At 65.1% G+C, this 14,290-nt stretch carries 15 protein-coding genes; 9 read left to right on the top strand and 6 right to left on the bottom strand.

The genetic code is table 11. From position 1 onward, the window contains the following. Positions 1–16 precede the first annotated feature (16 nt). Both ACNJX8_RS33330 and ACNJX8_RS33325 read left to right on the top strand, forming a co-directional pair. On the top strand, positions 17–1,345 hold the full coding sequence (locus ACNJX8_RS33330) for an aspartate aminotransferase family protein (RefSeq protein WP_439358208.1): 1,329 nt from the start codon (positions 17–19) through the stop codon (positions 1,343–1,345). A gap of 69 nt (positions 1,346–1,414) precedes the next feature. Next, entirely contained in the window at positions 1,415–2,680 is a 1,266-nt protein-coding gene (locus ACNJX8_RS33325) for a D-amino acid dehydrogenase (RefSeq protein WP_439358207.1), read from the top strand. Between the two features lie 225 nt (positions 2,681–2,905). Here the strand turns inward: ACNJX8_RS33325 and ACNJX8_RS33320 are convergent, their stop codons facing one another. Both ACNJX8_RS33320 and ACNJX8_RS33315 read right to left on the bottom strand, forming a co-directional pair. Then, entirely contained in the window at positions 2,906–3,556 is a 651-nt protein-coding gene (locus tag ACNJX8_RS33320) for a helix-turn-helix domain-containing protein (protein WP_439358206.1), read from the bottom strand. Positions 3,557–3,575: 19 nt separating this feature from the next. Beyond that, positions 3,576–3,713, bottom strand: a complete 138-nt coding sequence (locus tag ACNJX8_RS33315; RefSeq protein ID WP_439358205.1) for a hypothetical protein — start codon at positions 3,711–3,713, stop codon at positions 3,576–3,578. Positions 3,714–3,737: 24 nt separating this feature from the next. Between ACNJX8_RS33315 and ACNJX8_RS33310 the strand changes: the two genes are divergently transcribed. Genes ACNJX8_RS33310 through ACNJX8_RS33295 form a run of 4 tightly spaced genes read left to right on the top strand, consistent with a single transcriptional unit; the run spans position 3,738 to position 7,219 of the window. After that, positions 3,738–4,496 carry an ABC transporter substrate-binding protein gene (locus ACNJX8_RS33310; RefSeq protein ID WP_439358204.1) on the top strand — a complete coding sequence of 253 codons (759 nt, stop codon included), beginning with the start codon at positions 3,738–3,740 and terminating at the stop codon, positions 4,494–4,496. 42 nt (positions 4,497–4,538) lie between these two features. Beyond that, positions 4,539–5,192 carry an amino acid ABC transporter permease gene (locus ACNJX8_RS33305; protein WP_091884027.1) on the top strand — a complete coding sequence of 218 codons (654 nt, stop codon included), beginning with the start codon at positions 4,539–4,541 and terminating at the stop codon, positions 5,190–5,192. Continuing rightward, entirely contained in the window at positions 5,189–5,920 is a 732-nt protein-coding gene (locus ACNJX8_RS33300; protein ID WP_439358203.1) for an amino acid ABC transporter ATP-binding protein, read from the top strand. Before ACNJX8_RS33305 ends, ACNJX8_RS33300 begins: the two co-directional genes overlap by 4 nt. Before the next feature lie 12 nt (positions 5,921–5,932). After that, entirely contained in the window at positions 5,933–7,219 is a 1,287-nt protein-coding gene (locus ACNJX8_RS33295; protein ID WP_439358202.1) for an NAD(P)/FAD-dependent oxidoreductase, read from the top strand. Between the two features lie 40 nt (positions 7,220–7,259). Here ACNJX8_RS33295 and ACNJX8_RS33290 read toward each other — a convergent pair whose 3' ends face one another. The 4 genes from ACNJX8_RS33290 to ACNJX8_RS33275 all read right to left on the bottom strand — a co-directional run bounded on the left by ACNJX8_RS33290 (position 7,260) and on the right by ACNJX8_RS33275 (position 9,932). Next, on the bottom strand, positions 7,260–7,484 hold the full coding sequence (locus tag ACNJX8_RS33290) for a hypothetical protein (protein WP_439410298.1): 225 nt from the start codon (positions 7,482–7,484) through the stop codon (positions 7,260–7,262). Positions 7,485–7,642: 158 nt separating this feature from the next. Further along, on the bottom strand, positions 7,643–9,232 hold the full coding sequence (locus ACNJX8_RS33285) for a gamma-glutamyltransferase (RefSeq protein ID WP_439362014.1): 1,590 nt from the start codon (positions 9,230–9,232) through the stop codon (positions 7,643–7,645). A gap of 280 nt (positions 9,233–9,512) precedes the next feature. Next, entirely contained in the window at positions 9,513–9,689 is a 177-nt protein-coding gene (locus ACNJX8_RS33280; protein ID WP_164934414.1) for a hypothetical protein, read from the bottom strand. A 9-nt stretch (positions 9,690–9,698) separates the two neighbouring features. Then, positions 9,699–9,932, bottom strand: a complete 234-nt coding sequence (locus ACNJX8_RS33275; RefSeq protein WP_091884042.1) for a DUF6894 family protein — start codon at positions 9,930–9,932, stop codon at positions 9,699–9,701. Between the two features lie 207 nt (positions 9,933–10,139). Here ACNJX8_RS33275 and ACNJX8_RS33270 point away from each other — a divergent pair, with 207 nt between their 5' ends. The 3 genes from ACNJX8_RS33270 (at position 10,140) to ACNJX8_RS33260 (ending at position 14,266) form a co-directional block, all read left to right on the top strand. Next, positions 10,140–12,215 (top strand): PQQ-dependent sugar dehydrogenase, encoded by a 2,076-nt coding sequence (locus ACNJX8_RS33270; RefSeq protein ID WP_439358201.1) that lies wholly within the window; start codon positions 10,140–10,142, stop codon positions 12,213–12,215. Further along, the gene (locus tag ACNJX8_RS33265) at positions 12,172–13,110 is read left to right on the top strand and encodes an SMP-30/gluconolactonase/LRE family protein (protein WP_439358200.1); all 939 of its coding nucleotides are present in this window, start codon (positions 12,172–12,174) and stop codon (positions 13,108–13,110) included. Before ACNJX8_RS33270 ends, ACNJX8_RS33265 begins: the two co-directional genes overlap by 44 nt. 130 nt (positions 13,111–13,240) lie before the next feature. After that, complete coding sequence (locus ACNJX8_RS33260) at positions 13,241–14,266, top strand: histone deacetylase family protein (RefSeq protein ID WP_439358199.1); 1,026 nt, start codon at positions 13,241–13,243, stop codon at positions 14,264–14,266. The last annotated feature ends 24 nt before the right edge of the window (positions 14,267–14,290 follow it).

Raw genomic sequence — 14,290 nt, 5'->3', positions numbered from 1 at the left:
GCAAAGGAGCGCGGCCGTGACCCTTCATCAGATTCCGAACACTATCAAGACCGACTCGTTCTGGATGCCGTTCACGGCCAACCGGCAGTTCAAGAAGGCGCCGCGCCTGTTCTCCTCCGCCGAGGGGATGCACTACACCACCGTCGACGGCCGCAAGGTGATCGACGGCTCCGCGGGCCTGTGGTGCGTCAATGCCGGTCACGGCCGCAAGCAGATTGCTGCTGCGGTCGAGCGGCAGCTCATGACGCTGGACTTCGCACCGTCGTTCCAGATGGGCCATCCGCTGGCGTTCGACTTCGCCGAGCGGCTCGCCGAGATCGCGCCGAAGGGCCTCGATCGCGTCTTCTTCACCAACTCCGGATCCGAATCGGTCGATACCGCGCTGAAGATCGCGCTCGCCTATCACCGCGCCAACGGCCAGGCCAGCCGCACCCGCCTGATCGGCCGTGAGCGCGGCTATCACGGCGTCGGCTTCGGCGGCACCTCGGTCGGCGGCATGGTCGCCAATCGCCGCGCCTTCGCCACCCTGCTGCCGGGCGTCGACCACATCCGCCACACCCACGATCTCACCCGCAACGCCTTCGCCAAGGACCAGCCTGAGCACGGCGCCGAGCTTGCCGACGATCTCGAGCGTCTGGTGGCCCTGCACGGTGCCGAGACCATCGCCGCCGTCATCGTCGAGCCGGTGCCGGGCTCGACCGCGGTGCTGCCGCCGCCGAAGGGCTATCTGCAGCGCCTGCGCGAGATCTGCGACAAGCACGGCATCCTCCTCATCTTCGACGAGGTCATCACCGGTTTCGGCCGCCTCGGCATGCCGTTCGCCGCCAACTTCTTCGGCGTCACGCCGGACCTGATGACGACGGCCAAGGGCATCACCAACGGCACCATTCCCTGCGGCGCGGTGTTTGCGAGCCGCAAGGTGCATGACGGCCTGATGGTCGGCCCCGAGAACCAGATGGAGCTGTTCCACGGCTACACCTATTCGGCGCATCCAACCGCCTGCGCGGCCGGCATCGCGACGCTCGACATCTACAAGGATGAAGGCCTGCTCACGCGCGGTGCGTCGATCGCCGAATATTGGCGCGATGCGCTGCATTCGCTGAAGGGCCTGCCGAATGTCGTCGACATCCGCAATTGCGGCCTGATGGGTGCGGTGGAGCTGGCGCCGCGCGGCGGTGCGGTCGGTGCCCGCGGCTACGACGTCATGGTCGATTGCTTCAACACCGGCCTCTACCTGCGCATGAGCGGCGACAGCTTCGCGATGTCGCCTCCGCTCATCGTCGAGAAGAGCCACATCGACCAGATGGTCTCGATCCTCGGCGACGCCATCAAGAAGGTGGCCTGATAATTGCTCCCGCGGTTCACGGAGTTTCTTCTTGCAGCGGCGCGTGATGCCGCGGGAGTTTGACGAAGCGTGAAAGTCTTGATCCTCGGCAGCGGTGTCATCGGTGTCACCTCTGCCTACTACCTCGCGCGTGCCGGCCATGAGGTGACGGTCATCGACCGCCAGCCCGAGCCTGCGCTGGAAACCTCGTTTGCCAACGCCGGCGAAGTGTCGCCGGGCTATTCCTCGCCCTGGGCCGGCCCCGGCGTGCCGGTAAAGGCGATCAAATGGCTGTTGATGAAGCACGGCCCGCTGGTGATCCGGCCGAAGCTCGATCCGGTGATGTGGGTCTGGCTGCTCAAGATGCTGCGCAACTGCACCAGCGCGCGCTACGCGGTCAACAAGAGCCGGATGATCCCGATCGCGGAATACAGCCGCGATTCCTTGCGCGATCTGCGCCGCGACATCGGCATTCAATATGACGAGCGCTCGAAAGGAACGCTCCAGCTGTTCCGCTACCAGGCGCAGCTCGACGGTACGGCCGAGGATATCGCCGTGCTCAAGCAGTACGGCGTGCCTTTCGAGGTGCTGAGCCGCGAGGGCTGCATTGCGGTCGAGCCGGCGCTCGGCGGCGTGAAGGAGAAGTTCGTCGGCGGGCTTCGCTTGCCGCAGGATGAGACCGGCGACTGCCACATGTTCACGCAGGCGCTGGCCAAGCATGCCCAGGCGCTCGGCGTGCGCTTCATATTCAACACAGGCATCGACCGCATTGTCACCGATGGCGCGCGTGTCAGCGGCGTCGCGACCAGTGTCGGCCTGTTACAGGCAGACACTTACGTCCTCGCGCTCGGAAGCTGGTCGTCACGGCTCGTTGCGCCGCTTGGCATCTCGCTGCCGGTCTATCCGGTGAAGGGCTATTCGATCACGGTGCCGATCAAGGACGCCTCCGGCGCGCCGGAATCGACCGTGATGGACGAGAGCTACAAGGTCGCGATCACCCGCCTCGGCAATCGCATCCGCGTCGGCGGCACGGCGGAAATCTCCGGCTACTCGGACAAGCTCTATGATGCGCGCCGTGCGACGCTGGACCATTCGCTGACCGACCTGTTCCCGCGCGGCGGCGATCTCGCCAAGGCGACGTTCTGGAGCGGCCTGCGTCCGATGACGCCGGACGGCCCGCCCGTGATCGGCCCGACGCAATACACCAATCTCCACCTCAACACCGGCCACGGCACGCTCGGCTGGACCATGTCCTGCGGTTCAGCGCGCGTGCTCGCGGACATGCTGTCGGGCAAGAAGCCCGACATCGACGTGAGCGCGCTGGCGGTGGACCGGTACAAGCATCGGTATGGGTGACGCTCTCTCCGCGCGTCATTGCGAGCGCTGCGAAGCAATCCAGTATCCGTCCGCGGAAACAGTCTGGATTGCTTCGTCGCAAGGGCTCCTCGCAATGACGGCGTGGAGGCAGCGCGCCCTTAATCTATCACCGTCACCCTGCGGCGTGAACGCGGCGGCGCAACAGCGCCGCTGAGCGAGCCTCGAAGGATGCACGGAGCTGAGAATGTGCGCGTGGAAGGAAGCTTACGCCCCCGTCACGCAATTCACCCACAGCACCATTGCCTTCGCATCCTGTGCCGGATTGGAAAACCGGTGCGGCCGCCGGCTCGCAAACCTAAAACTGTCGCCGCTCTTCAGCGACCATGTCTCGCTGTCCACCGTCAGCATCATCTCGCCTTCAAGCACGAGGCCGGCCTCTTCGCCGTCATGGGTGTAGAGCTCGTCGCCGGTGGAGCCGCCGGGCTCCAGATGCACCAGGAATAGATTGAGTTTGTTGTCGGCGCTCGCCGGGCTCAGCAATTGCTTGGATACGCCGGTGCGCCAGAGCTTCAGCTCGGGGCGCTCAAGCCCACGGGTCACGACCTGGTCGGATCCGCCGTCAGCGCTCGGGCTCGCGCCGAACAGCGCGGCGATGCCGACGCCGAACACGTCGGCCAGCGTCGCCAGCACACGCAGCGAGGGAGATGACAGGCCGCGCTCGATCTGGCTGAGGAAGCCGATCGACAGCTCCGTGCGCGCCGCGACCGTTTCCAGCGAAAACTGCCTGACGCGCCGGAGATCCCTGATGCGGCGGCCGACCGCGACGTCCATTGCGGGCTCTGCGGGTTTGGTGACAGCCTTGGTCCTGGCTTTGGCCTTCAGCTTCTTCGCCGGCCTCGCGGCCGGTTTGCGCATTCTTTTGCCACCGCTCACGTCAGATCGCTTCCTTCATGTGCATGAAAACCGCTTGCGCGATCTGCGAAAGTATGACCAAATTTTCATATTGGTGAAAATAGGCCGAAACGGTCTGGCCCGCAACGTCTGATCCCATGACACGCGCCAGTGCCGCCATCGGCCAGACCCAAAGGGGGATGCGATGAAGCGTTTTGGTCTGGCCGCGATCGCGGCACTCGCAATTGCAGCCGTGGTGCCGGCTTCGGCGCAACAGGTGCTGAAAGTCGGCTCGACACCGACGGGCATTCCCTTCACCTTCCTCGACACCAAGACCAACACCATCCAGGGCATCATGGTCGATCTCGTCACCGAGATCGGCAAGGACGCCGGCTTCAACGTGCAGATCGAGCCGATGCAGTTCTCGGCGCTGATCCCGTCGCTGACCTCGAGCAAGATCGACATCATCGCCGCCGCGATGTTCATCACGCCGCCGCGGAAGGAAGTCGTCGACTTCTCCGACCCGATCTACACTTACGGCGAAGGCCTCGTCGTGCCGAAGAGCGACACCAAGGCCTATACCACGCAGGACGACCTGAAGGGCGAGACGGTCGGTGCCCAGGTCGGCACCGCCTTCGTCGATGCGCTGAAGAAGTCCGGTCTGTTCGCCGAGGTCAAGGCCTACGACACCATCCCCGACATATTGCGCGACGTGAACACCGGCCGCCTCAAGGCCGGCTACGCCGACTATCCGATCCTCGCCTACAATCTGAAGCAGGGCGGCTTCCCCGAGGTGCGCCTCGTCGACGGCTACAACCCCGTCACTGTCGGCTCGGTCGGCATCGGCGTTCGCAAGGGCGAGACCGCGCTGCTCGGCAAGATCAATGCCTCGCTGGCGAAGCTCAAGGCCAATGGCACCATCGCCAAGATCCTCGATAAATGGGGCCTGAAGGCGCAAGGTTGATCGTCAAAGTCTGATCAATAGAGACCGGTCGAAGGCTGCCCGATGAAAGGCTTCTGGCGCGACGCCGTCGAGTTCTTCCCGATCCTGTTGAACGGCGTCGCGCTGACGATCATCGTCACGGTCGGCTCGCTGCTGCTCTCGACGGTGCTCGGCCTCGTCTGGGCGATGATGCGGGTCTCCGGCATCAAGGTGCTGTCGATGCTCAGCGCCAGCCTGATCAACGTGATCCGGGGCATCCCGATCATCGTGCTGTTGTTCTACCTCTATTTCGTGATGCCCGATCTCGGCGTCACGCTGTCGGCGTTGCAGGCCGCGATCCTCGGTCTCGGCATCGCCTATTCGGCCTATCAGGCGGAAAATTTCCGTGCCGGCATCGAGGCGATCGACAAGGGCCAGATCGAGGCGGCGCAGACAATCGGCATGGGCTGGTGGCTCACCATGCGCCGCGTGGTCCTGCCGCAGGCCGTCCGCATCGTGCTGCCTCCTTACGGCAACGTCATGATCATGATGCTGAAGGATTCGTCGCAGGCCTCCACCATCACGGTCGCCGAGCTCGCGCTGCAAGGCAAATTGATCGCGTCCTCGACCTTCAAGAACACCAGCGTGTTCACCCTTGTTGCGCTGATGTACCTCACCATGAGCATCCCGCTGATCTTGCTGGTCCGTCACTTCGAGAAGCGGGCTGGCAAGCGATGATCGAGCTGAACGACGTCCACAAGAGCTTTGGCAAGGTCGAGGTGCTCAAGGGCATCAATGCGTCGGTGCAAAAAGGCGAGGTGGTTTGCATCATCGGCCCGTCCGGCTCGGGCAAGTCTACAATCCTGCGTTGCATCAACGGGCTAGAAAGCTACGACCGCGGCGAGATCAGCGTCGAAGGTCTGAAGGTCGATCACGATGCACCGTCGATCGTGGCGATCCGCACCCAGGTCTCGATGGTGTTCCAGCGCTTCAACCTGTTCCCGCATCGTACGGCGCTCGAGAACGTGGTCGAGGGACCGCTCTATGTGAAGAAGGAGCCGCGTGCGCAGGCGCTGGAGCGCGGCCGCGCGCTGCTCGCCCAGGTCGGGCTCGCCGAGAAAGCCGACGCGCATCCGCCGCAACTCTCGGGCGGCCAGCAGCAGCGCGTTGCTATCGCGCGTGCGCTCGCGATGCAGCCCAAGGCCATCCTGTTCGACGAGCCGACCTCGGCGCTCGATCCCGAGCTCGTCGGCGACGTCCTCGGCGTCATGCGCAAGCTTGCCGATGACGGCATGACCATGGTCGTCGTCACCCACGAGATGGGCTTTGCCCGCGACGTCGCCGATCGCGTGCTGTTCATCGACGGCGGCGTCATCGTCGAGCAGGGGCCGGCCAAGGCGCTGCTCAACCAACCCCAGCATCCGCGCACGCAGGACTTTCTGCGCCGTGTGCTGCATCCGCTCTGATCGGTCTTTGCCATGACCACGCGCCTGCCTCTGCCGCCCTCGCTCTACGCCGACACCGCCGTCGCGCCGGTCGCCACGCCGCCGCTCGACATCGACAAGACCGTCTCCGTCGCGATCGTCGGCGGCGGCTACACCGGCCTGTCCACGGCGTTGCACCTGGCCGAGCAGGGTGTCGAGGCGCTGGTGCTGGAGGCGCAGGAGCCCGGCTGGGGCGCGTCCGGCAACAATGGCGGCCACACCAATCCCGGACTGAAGCACGACCCCGATCAGATCGAGGCCGATTTCGGCGCAGATCTCGGCCGCCGCATGATCGACTTCTCCTACGGCACCACCAACTTCACCCACGAACTGATCCGCCGTTACCAGATTCCCTGCGAGGCGCGGCAGAGCGGCACGCTGCGCGCGGCCTACAACGAGGCCAGCGCCGCCGCGATCGAAAACACCGCGCAGCAATGCATCCGGCGCGGCATGCCGGTGTCATTCCTGAACCGCGAGCAGTTGCGCGAGATGACCGGCACCGACCGCTATATCGGCGCCATGCTGGACACGCGCGGCGGCGATCTGCATCCCCTCAGCTACGCTCGTGGCCTCGCGCGCGCCGCGATCTCCGCCGGTGCGAAGGTTTTTGGCGAGACGCCGGCGCTGTCGCTGCGCCGCGAGGGCACGCGCTGGCGCATCGAGACGCCGCGCGCGATCGTGCATGCCGAAAAAATCCTGCTCGCCACCAACGGCTTCACAGACGATCTCTGGCCGGCACTTCGCCGCACCATCGTGCCGGTGTTTTCCTCGATCGCCGCCACCGCGCCGCTCTCGGACGCTATCGCGCACGCGATCATGCCGACGCGTCCCGTGCTCTACGAGAGCGGCCACATCACGGTCTATTACCGCATCGATCAGCACAACCGCCTGTTGATAGGCGGCCGCGGCCCGATGCGCTGGATCAAGTCGCCGAACGACGTCGCCTATCTCATGCGCTACGCCGAGCGGCTATGGCCGCAGCTCAAGGGCGTCACCTGGACGCATGGCTGGAACAGCCGGCTCGCGATCACGGGTGATCATTATCCGCACGTGCATGAGCCCGCGGAGAACATGCTGATCTCGCTCGGCTGCAACGGCCGCGGCGTTGCGCTCTCCACCGCGATGGGGGCGCAGCTGGCGCGCCGGCTGCTCGGCGGGCCGAAGGTGGAGATCGATATGCCGATCACGGGCATCAAGCCGATGCCGATGCACGCGTTCTGGCCGATCGGGGTGACTACAGCGGTGATCGCGGGGCGGGTGAGAGATCGGTTAGGGATATAGAAAGGGCGCTGCCGAGGCAGCGCCTTGCTCGATCCGATGTTCAGCAGCGGCCCTGTTTCCACAGGCCGGGCGGGCAGCCCATGCCGCGCCAGCCGACCTTGCGCCCGTGGTACCATCCCGGCGGCGTGCCATGGTAATGATAGCCCATCGCGTGGCCACGACCGTAGCCGTGCCCATGTCCATGCCCGCCCTTGGCCAGTGCAGGGCTGGTCAATGTGAGACCGGCCGCAACCATCAGCGACGCGGCGAGCGCAAGTTTCTTCATCATGTCCTCCACTGGGGCGAGCGCACTTGTCCGTTCACTGAACGAACGGCGGGTGGGTAAGTTCCCTGCGAATGTGGAGGAGTCATGACGCTCGCGGAGATTCGCAATCGCGCGACGGCTCAACGAGCGCTGGCACAAGCTCGCATCGATCCGTGCGCTCAGCCTTCCACCACCGCTTCGGCCCACGGTTGGAAAATCTCGACCGCGCCCGAATTCGTGTCGCCCTGGCGCATCACCACGCTCGGGCAGGCGAACTTCATCGGCAGTGCCTGCACCTGCGTCTCCTCATAGTCGAACCGCGCCGCCAGCGTCTTGCGCGCGTCCGCGGGCAGGCGGGCATCGCCGATCACGACCGCGCCTTCGCTGGCGTCGATGCGCGGCTGGTGGATGGCGGCATCGAGGTCCATGCCGAAATCCATCGCAAAGGAGACGAGCTGTATCACCGCCGGCAGGATACGGCGGCCGCCGGAGGCGCCGACCGCGAGGCGCCTGCCGTCCTTCGTCTCGGCGATGACGGGCGTGTAGTTGGTGAGACAACGCTTGCCAGGGGCGAGCGAGTTGGTGGTAGCAGGCGTCGGATCGAACCACATGATGCCGTTGTTCATGGGGATGCCGGTGTGCGGCGTCACGTATTTCGAGCCGAAGGTGGATAGCAGCGTCTGGGTCACCGCGGCCATGTTGCCGTGACGGTCGACCACAGAGAAATGCGTGGTGCAGGCCGGCGCCAGATATTCCGCCCCGAGCGAGCGCTTGCCGTCGGCATCGCCCATGTCGCCCAGCCGCTGGCGGTAGGCCGATTGCAAAGCGAGCGCGTATTCAGCGTAGGCGGCCGCATCCGGCGCGGTGCCCGGCTTCAGGTTCTGCTGCAACAGGCGTAGCGCATGCGCCATCGTCGGCCCGGCCGTGAGCTCCGGCGTCGCAAACACCTTGCCGCCGCGATAGGGGATCGCCAGCGGCTCGCGCAGGTGGCTGCGGAACGCGGCGAGATCCTCCACCGACAGCGAACCGCCATCGGCCTTGATGTCGGAAGCGATGCTCTTGGCGAGATCGCCCTCATAGAAATCGCGCGGGCCGGCCGCGGCGAGATGGGCCAGCGTCGCCTTCAGCTTGTCCTGAGGCAGCCGCGTCTCGGCCTTGATGCCCCAGGGCGCATTCGGCGGCAGACCGTCCTTCAGGAATGTCTCCGCGCTGGCGGGATAGCGCCGGAGGTCGGCGGCCGTGCTCGCGATCATCAGCGTCGTCCACCAATCGACCAGCAGGCCTTCGCCGGCGATTGTCGCGGCGGGCACGACCAGATCTTTCCAAGGCATCCTGGCGTGGCGGCGATGCGCTTCCTCCATGCCGGCGACGACGCCGGGCACCGCGATCGAGCCAGGCCCGTGAATGTTGCGATCGTCCTTCACCCGCGGCCAGGGGAACAGGTCGGAGGCCGCGCCTTCGCCCGTGATCGGATAATCGGTTACGCGCAGGCTCTGCGGCGCGCACATGCCGTAGTCGATCACCTCGTAGCGATTGTCCTTGGCGCGGTAGAGCACCATCGCGCCGCCGCCGCCCATGCCGCTCATCCAGGGCTCCAGCACGTTCAGCGCAAACGTCGTCGCGACGATGGCGTCGACGCAGTCACCGCCCGCCGCCAGCACCTCTGCGCCAACCTCGGCGGCCCGGCGCGATTGCGCGGCGACGATGCCGCCCTTGGTTCTGACTGCGGGTTTGCGGATCTGTTGGGCGCGGCTGAACTGGTGAGGCATGTTGTCGTCTTGATGTTTGTCGTGGCTTTGCTGCGTTAACGTCGAGGCTCCGCAATTGGCGAAGCCCGCGGACAATGGCACATTGCCGCCAACGAGAACATCGAAAGCGGGCGCGACATGGCTGGTGTGAAACAGGCGCGGGATGGGAGGATACTGGTTCGTCGCGACCAGGCTAGTCCCGGGCATCCATATCTTCCGCGGGTGCTCCAAAAACGTGGATGGCCGGGACAGGCCCGGCCATGACGACGGAGATCAATGGGAAAGCGACGAGCCGGAGCGCTCAGAGTGGGCGGGTCAGCCGGCTCGCCTGATATTTGGCGCGCCATTTCGGGCCAGGGCCGCGCATGTAATGAAGCTCGGGGCGGTAAGGATCGCCTGCGACCCTCATCAAGGTCTGCCATTTGGTGGCGACGAAGCTCAGGGGGTGGCGGAGCAGGGTCAAGGGAGCGAGCAGCATGGCATCACCTCAATGCGGCTTGCCGAGCATGGCCGTGAAGGGGAGATCGAAAATCTCCTCGCCATCGTCGTCGCTGACATGGATCACCCAGTCGCGCCAATCCTCGTTGCTCGGCGTCAAGATCATCGACCGCATGATCTGGGCTGCGCGGTCGCGGGCCTCGGTGAGATTGGAGACGGCGGCGCCGTAGCGATCGATCAGTGTGCCCTCGGTATTGGAGCAGTGAAAATAGACCTGGACCATATACGCCTCCTGTAGGGAGCGATTGGGATGGCAAACTGATACCACCCGAGGCATTCGCGAAACATTCGGGTCGAACCCGGTAAGGGAATTTACGGAGATTGGTCGCCTCCGAGGTCGTTACAGGTTTAATCACAGGCGGGTGATGATCAGCTGGACCGCGCTTCGGCGGCATGGAACAACCTCCGACGAAAGTCGGGGGAGGCGGCAGTGAAACATCTGACAATCTGCGTGGAGCGCCGGAGCCTGCGCGTGTGTGCAGCCGCCTTCGTCGCGCTCCTGCTTGGTCTTGCCCCCGGGGCATCGTCCGAGTTCGCCAGGCGAGGCGGCTATGCGATCGGCACGGACAACTGCGGCAGCGGCGATCTCGCTTTTCCCAGGATCCAGATCGACATGAAGGCAGGCTTTTGCGCCGGCCTCGTCGCCAGCGAGGACGACCGCCTGAAATTCCCGCGCGCGATCATCCAAGTGCCGGGCCGTGACCTGTTCGTGGTGGCCGACATGGGCGGCTGGGGCCATACCGACGGACGGCTGCTGCTGCTCGACCCGCGCGCGCCCCAAGGCCAGCGGTTGAGGGAATTGCTGACCGGCGTCGAGTATCCGTTCGGTCTGGTGATCGGCCCCGACAGGAAGCTCTATGCCTCGACCGCAGAGACGATCTTCCGGTTCGATCCGCTTGCGGACAATCCGCGCGACACGGTCGAGACCATCATCCGTCGCATGCCCGGTCGGCGGATCAGTCTGCCCGACGGCACTAGGCTCGACGAAAGCGCGCATCCGCTCAAGCAGTTTGTCTTTGACAGGAGCGGGCGGCTGTTCGTCAATATCGGCTCACATAGCGACGACTGCATCACGCCGGCACCGATCACGAAGCCTTGCGCGGCCGCCGAGGGCGCGTCCGCGATGGCATCGATCTGGCTGTACACGCCGCCTGCGGGTGGCGTCTTCCCGGCGCTGCAGCCGAGCGATCCGGATCCGCCGCACACCGTCTATGCGCGGGGCTTGCGCAATTCGATGGCGCTGGCGCTGCATCCGAACTTTCCCGATTCCGGCTACGCCTTCCTGCAAGGCGAGAATGGCCGTGACCTGCCAGACATCTTCAAGCCGAACGAGGAGATCAACGCGATCGAGCAAGGCAGGCATTATGGCTGGCCCTATTGTTACGATGTGTCGACGCCGAGCCCGGAATTCAGGGGCGTGTTGCAGTCCGGGGTCTACAAATCGCTCTGCACCGCGAATGCGCTTTACAAGCCGCCGCTCTCGCTGATGCCGCCGCACGGTGCGCCGCTCGCGATGCTCTATTATCACGGCACAAAATTCCCGGAGCTGGAGGGCAAGCTGCTGGTCGGTCTGCACGGCTATCGCCCGACCGGCAGCCGCGTCCTCATCTATGACGTCGACGACCACGGCTTCCCAAAGCCTGTCCCGGCGCCGGTGCACTATCACGTCAGTTGCGCCGCGGACCCGACCCTCAGCTTCCTGACCGATGCCGGCGAAGTCGCCGCCGCGCCGTTCGAGGAGCTGATTTCAGGCTGGCACCGCGTCAACGGCGCGCGGCCGCACGGCGCCCCGGTCGGCATGACGGTGGCGGAAGACGGCGCGATCTGGCTGGTCGAGGACAAGAACAAGACCGTGATCCGCATCGATCGCGCCACAGGCGACGCGCCGGCGCCGCTACCCTGCGACATCCGCAGCCAGGCGATGATCGACCAGCTCGCGGCATTCGTGGTGAGAGACGCACAGAACAGCGTCCGGCTCACGACGCTGCGCAAGGGCCTCGTCGAGAAGCATTGCGTCGGATGCCACTCGGATTTCGGCCTGAAGCCGGGACAATCGGATGCGGATAAGGACGGAGCCGTGCTCCGCTTCATGCTGTCGCAGGACGGCTGGATCTATCCGGGCGATCCCGACGCCGGCAAGCTGCGCACGCGGCTGCGCGGTCTCGGTGCGGAGAAGCTGATGCCGCCGGGCGGCGAGGGCCTGCCGAAGAGCGAGCCGGGTTACACGCGGCTGCTCGACATCGCGGACCTGCTCGTTGCGAAAATGGTTCCGGGCACGCGGATGCGGATCAAGCCCGGTCCGCCGCAGCGCAAGTTCTTTGATAAGACCAACAAGGAATGCGGCGAAATACCGGCCGCCAAGGTCGTGGTCGTGACACAAAGGAGCGCTGTAGACAAACCCGGCTTCAGCCGATTCTTCCGGCCGGCCGATCCCTATCTGAACGGCGAGTGCACCGACGGCGATGGCTATTACATCCGGCAGGAATTTCTGGTGCCTGTGCAGTAGCATTTTGCTCGTCGCGACGCTGCCGGCCGCTGCCGAGACCAAGCTGTTCGAAAGCGCACAGGTGACGCCGACGGGCGAATACACCTTCGGCATCGAAGGGCCTGCCGCCGACCTCGACGGCAACCTCTTCGTGGTCAATCTCGGCAAGCAAGGCACCATCGGCAGGCTGCCAGCCGGCGGGGCGGCGTCGGAGCCGTTCACGATGCTGCCCGAAGGCAGCGTCGGCAATGCCATCCGTTTCGATCGGAACGGCACCATGTTCATTGCCGACTACAAGAAGCACAACGTCTTCACGATTCCGAAGGGAGCGACAGAGCCGTCCCTCTGGTTTCACTCCGACGAGATGAACCAGCCCAACGACATCACGATCGCCCGCGACGGCACGATCTATGCGAGCGACCCGAACTGGAAGGGCCGCGAGGGGCACATCTGGCGCATCGCGAAGGCAGCGGACGGATCGGTGCAGGGCCAGGTCATGGCGGCGCCGCGCGCGATGGGCACCACCAACGGCATCGATCTCAGTCCTGACGGCAAGACGCTCTATGTCGGCGAATCCAGCAGCGGCCAGATCTGGTCCTATGGCATCCGGGGCAACGACCTCGTCGACGCAAGGCTCGTCAAGTCGTTCCAGCCCGACACCATCGACGGCCTGCGCACCGATGTCACCGGTCGGCTGTATGTGGCGCGCATTCTCAAGGGCACGATCGCGTTGATGAAGCCCAACGGCGCGGTCGAGCGCGAGATCGCGCTGAGGGCCAAGGAGCCGACCAACCTCGCCTTCGGCGGTGGCGACGGCAAGACCGTCTTCGTCACGCAGCGCCAGGGCGGCTTCATCGAGGCCTTCCGGACCGACCAGCAGGGCCGCGAGCACTGTCTTCAGCGCGGGCGTTGCTGAGCATCACGGGCGATCTGCCTTCAGCGCAGGACAACGCGACAGGGGCGGCATTCTTCTTGCTTGCATCTGGCCGCCGCGGAGATCAAGACTCTGCGCAAATTGAAGAGCATGCGACCCACGGAGTGTTTGAGTGAAAGCCGTTCATACCGAACTTCATCGCAGCCATGATCCGCAATTCTTCCTGGTTCGCGGTGTCGTCAAGCGCACCACCGAACAGCCCGAGCGCGCCGACCGTCTGCTCAAGGGATTGAAGGATGGCAAGCATCAACTGGTCGAGCCGACGAAATTCGGGCAGGGCCCCCGCGCGCGCATCCATAGTCCGGAATATCTGTCGTTCCTGAGCGAAGCCTGGGATGCCTGGACTGCGCTCGGCGATTCCGGCCCGGAGATGATCGGCAACATCCATCCGGTGCGCCACGCCGCGACCTATCCCACCCACATCGTCGGCAAGCTCGGCTGGCACACCGCCGACACCGCCGCGCCGATCGGGCCAGGCACGTGGGCGGCCGCCTGTGCCGCGACCGACGTCGCAGTCACCGCGGCGCAGATGGTGATGGACGGCGAGGATGCGACCTATGCGCTCTGCCGTCCGCCGGGCCATCACGCCTATCGCGACATGGCCGGCGGCTTCTGCTTCCTCAACAACAGCGCGATCGCGGCGGCTCATCTGCGGCAGAAGCACGAGCGCGTCGTGATCCTCGACGTCGACGTCCATCACGGCAACGGCACGCAGGGCATCTTCTACGCGCGACCGGACGTCTACACGATCTCGATCCATGCTGATCCGATTGCGTATTATCCGTTCGTGTGGGGCTATGCTCATGAGCGTGGCGAGGGCCCCGGCCTCGGCACCAATCTCAACATTCCCTTGGCCATCGGCACCGGCGATGACGGCTACATCCAGGCGCTGGACGTCGCGCGCAAGGCGATCGAGTCCTTTGCGCCTGGCGCCCTCGTCATCGCGCTCGGTCTCGATGCCTCCGAGTACGACCCGCTGAAGGGACTGGCCGTCACCACGCCGGGCTTCCGCCGCATCGGCCAGGCCATCGCGAAAATGGGCCTGCCAACCGTATTCGTGCAGGAGGGCGGCTACCTCTCGGATATTTTGGGCGCGAACCTGACCTCGGTGCTGGCAGGGTTCGAAGAGGCGCGGTGATCTCCGCCTCTTGCCGCCCTTGCC

It is taken from the genome of Bradyrhizobium sp. SPXBL-04, from assembly GCF_051853035.1.
Taxonomy (GTDB): domain Bacteria; phylum Pseudomonadota; class Alphaproteobacteria; order Rhizobiales; family Xanthobacteraceae; genus Bradyrhizobium; species Bradyrhizobium zhanjiangense.
Note: the sequence above shows the minus strand (reverse complement) of the source record. Positions and strands in the feature narration are given on the sequence as shown.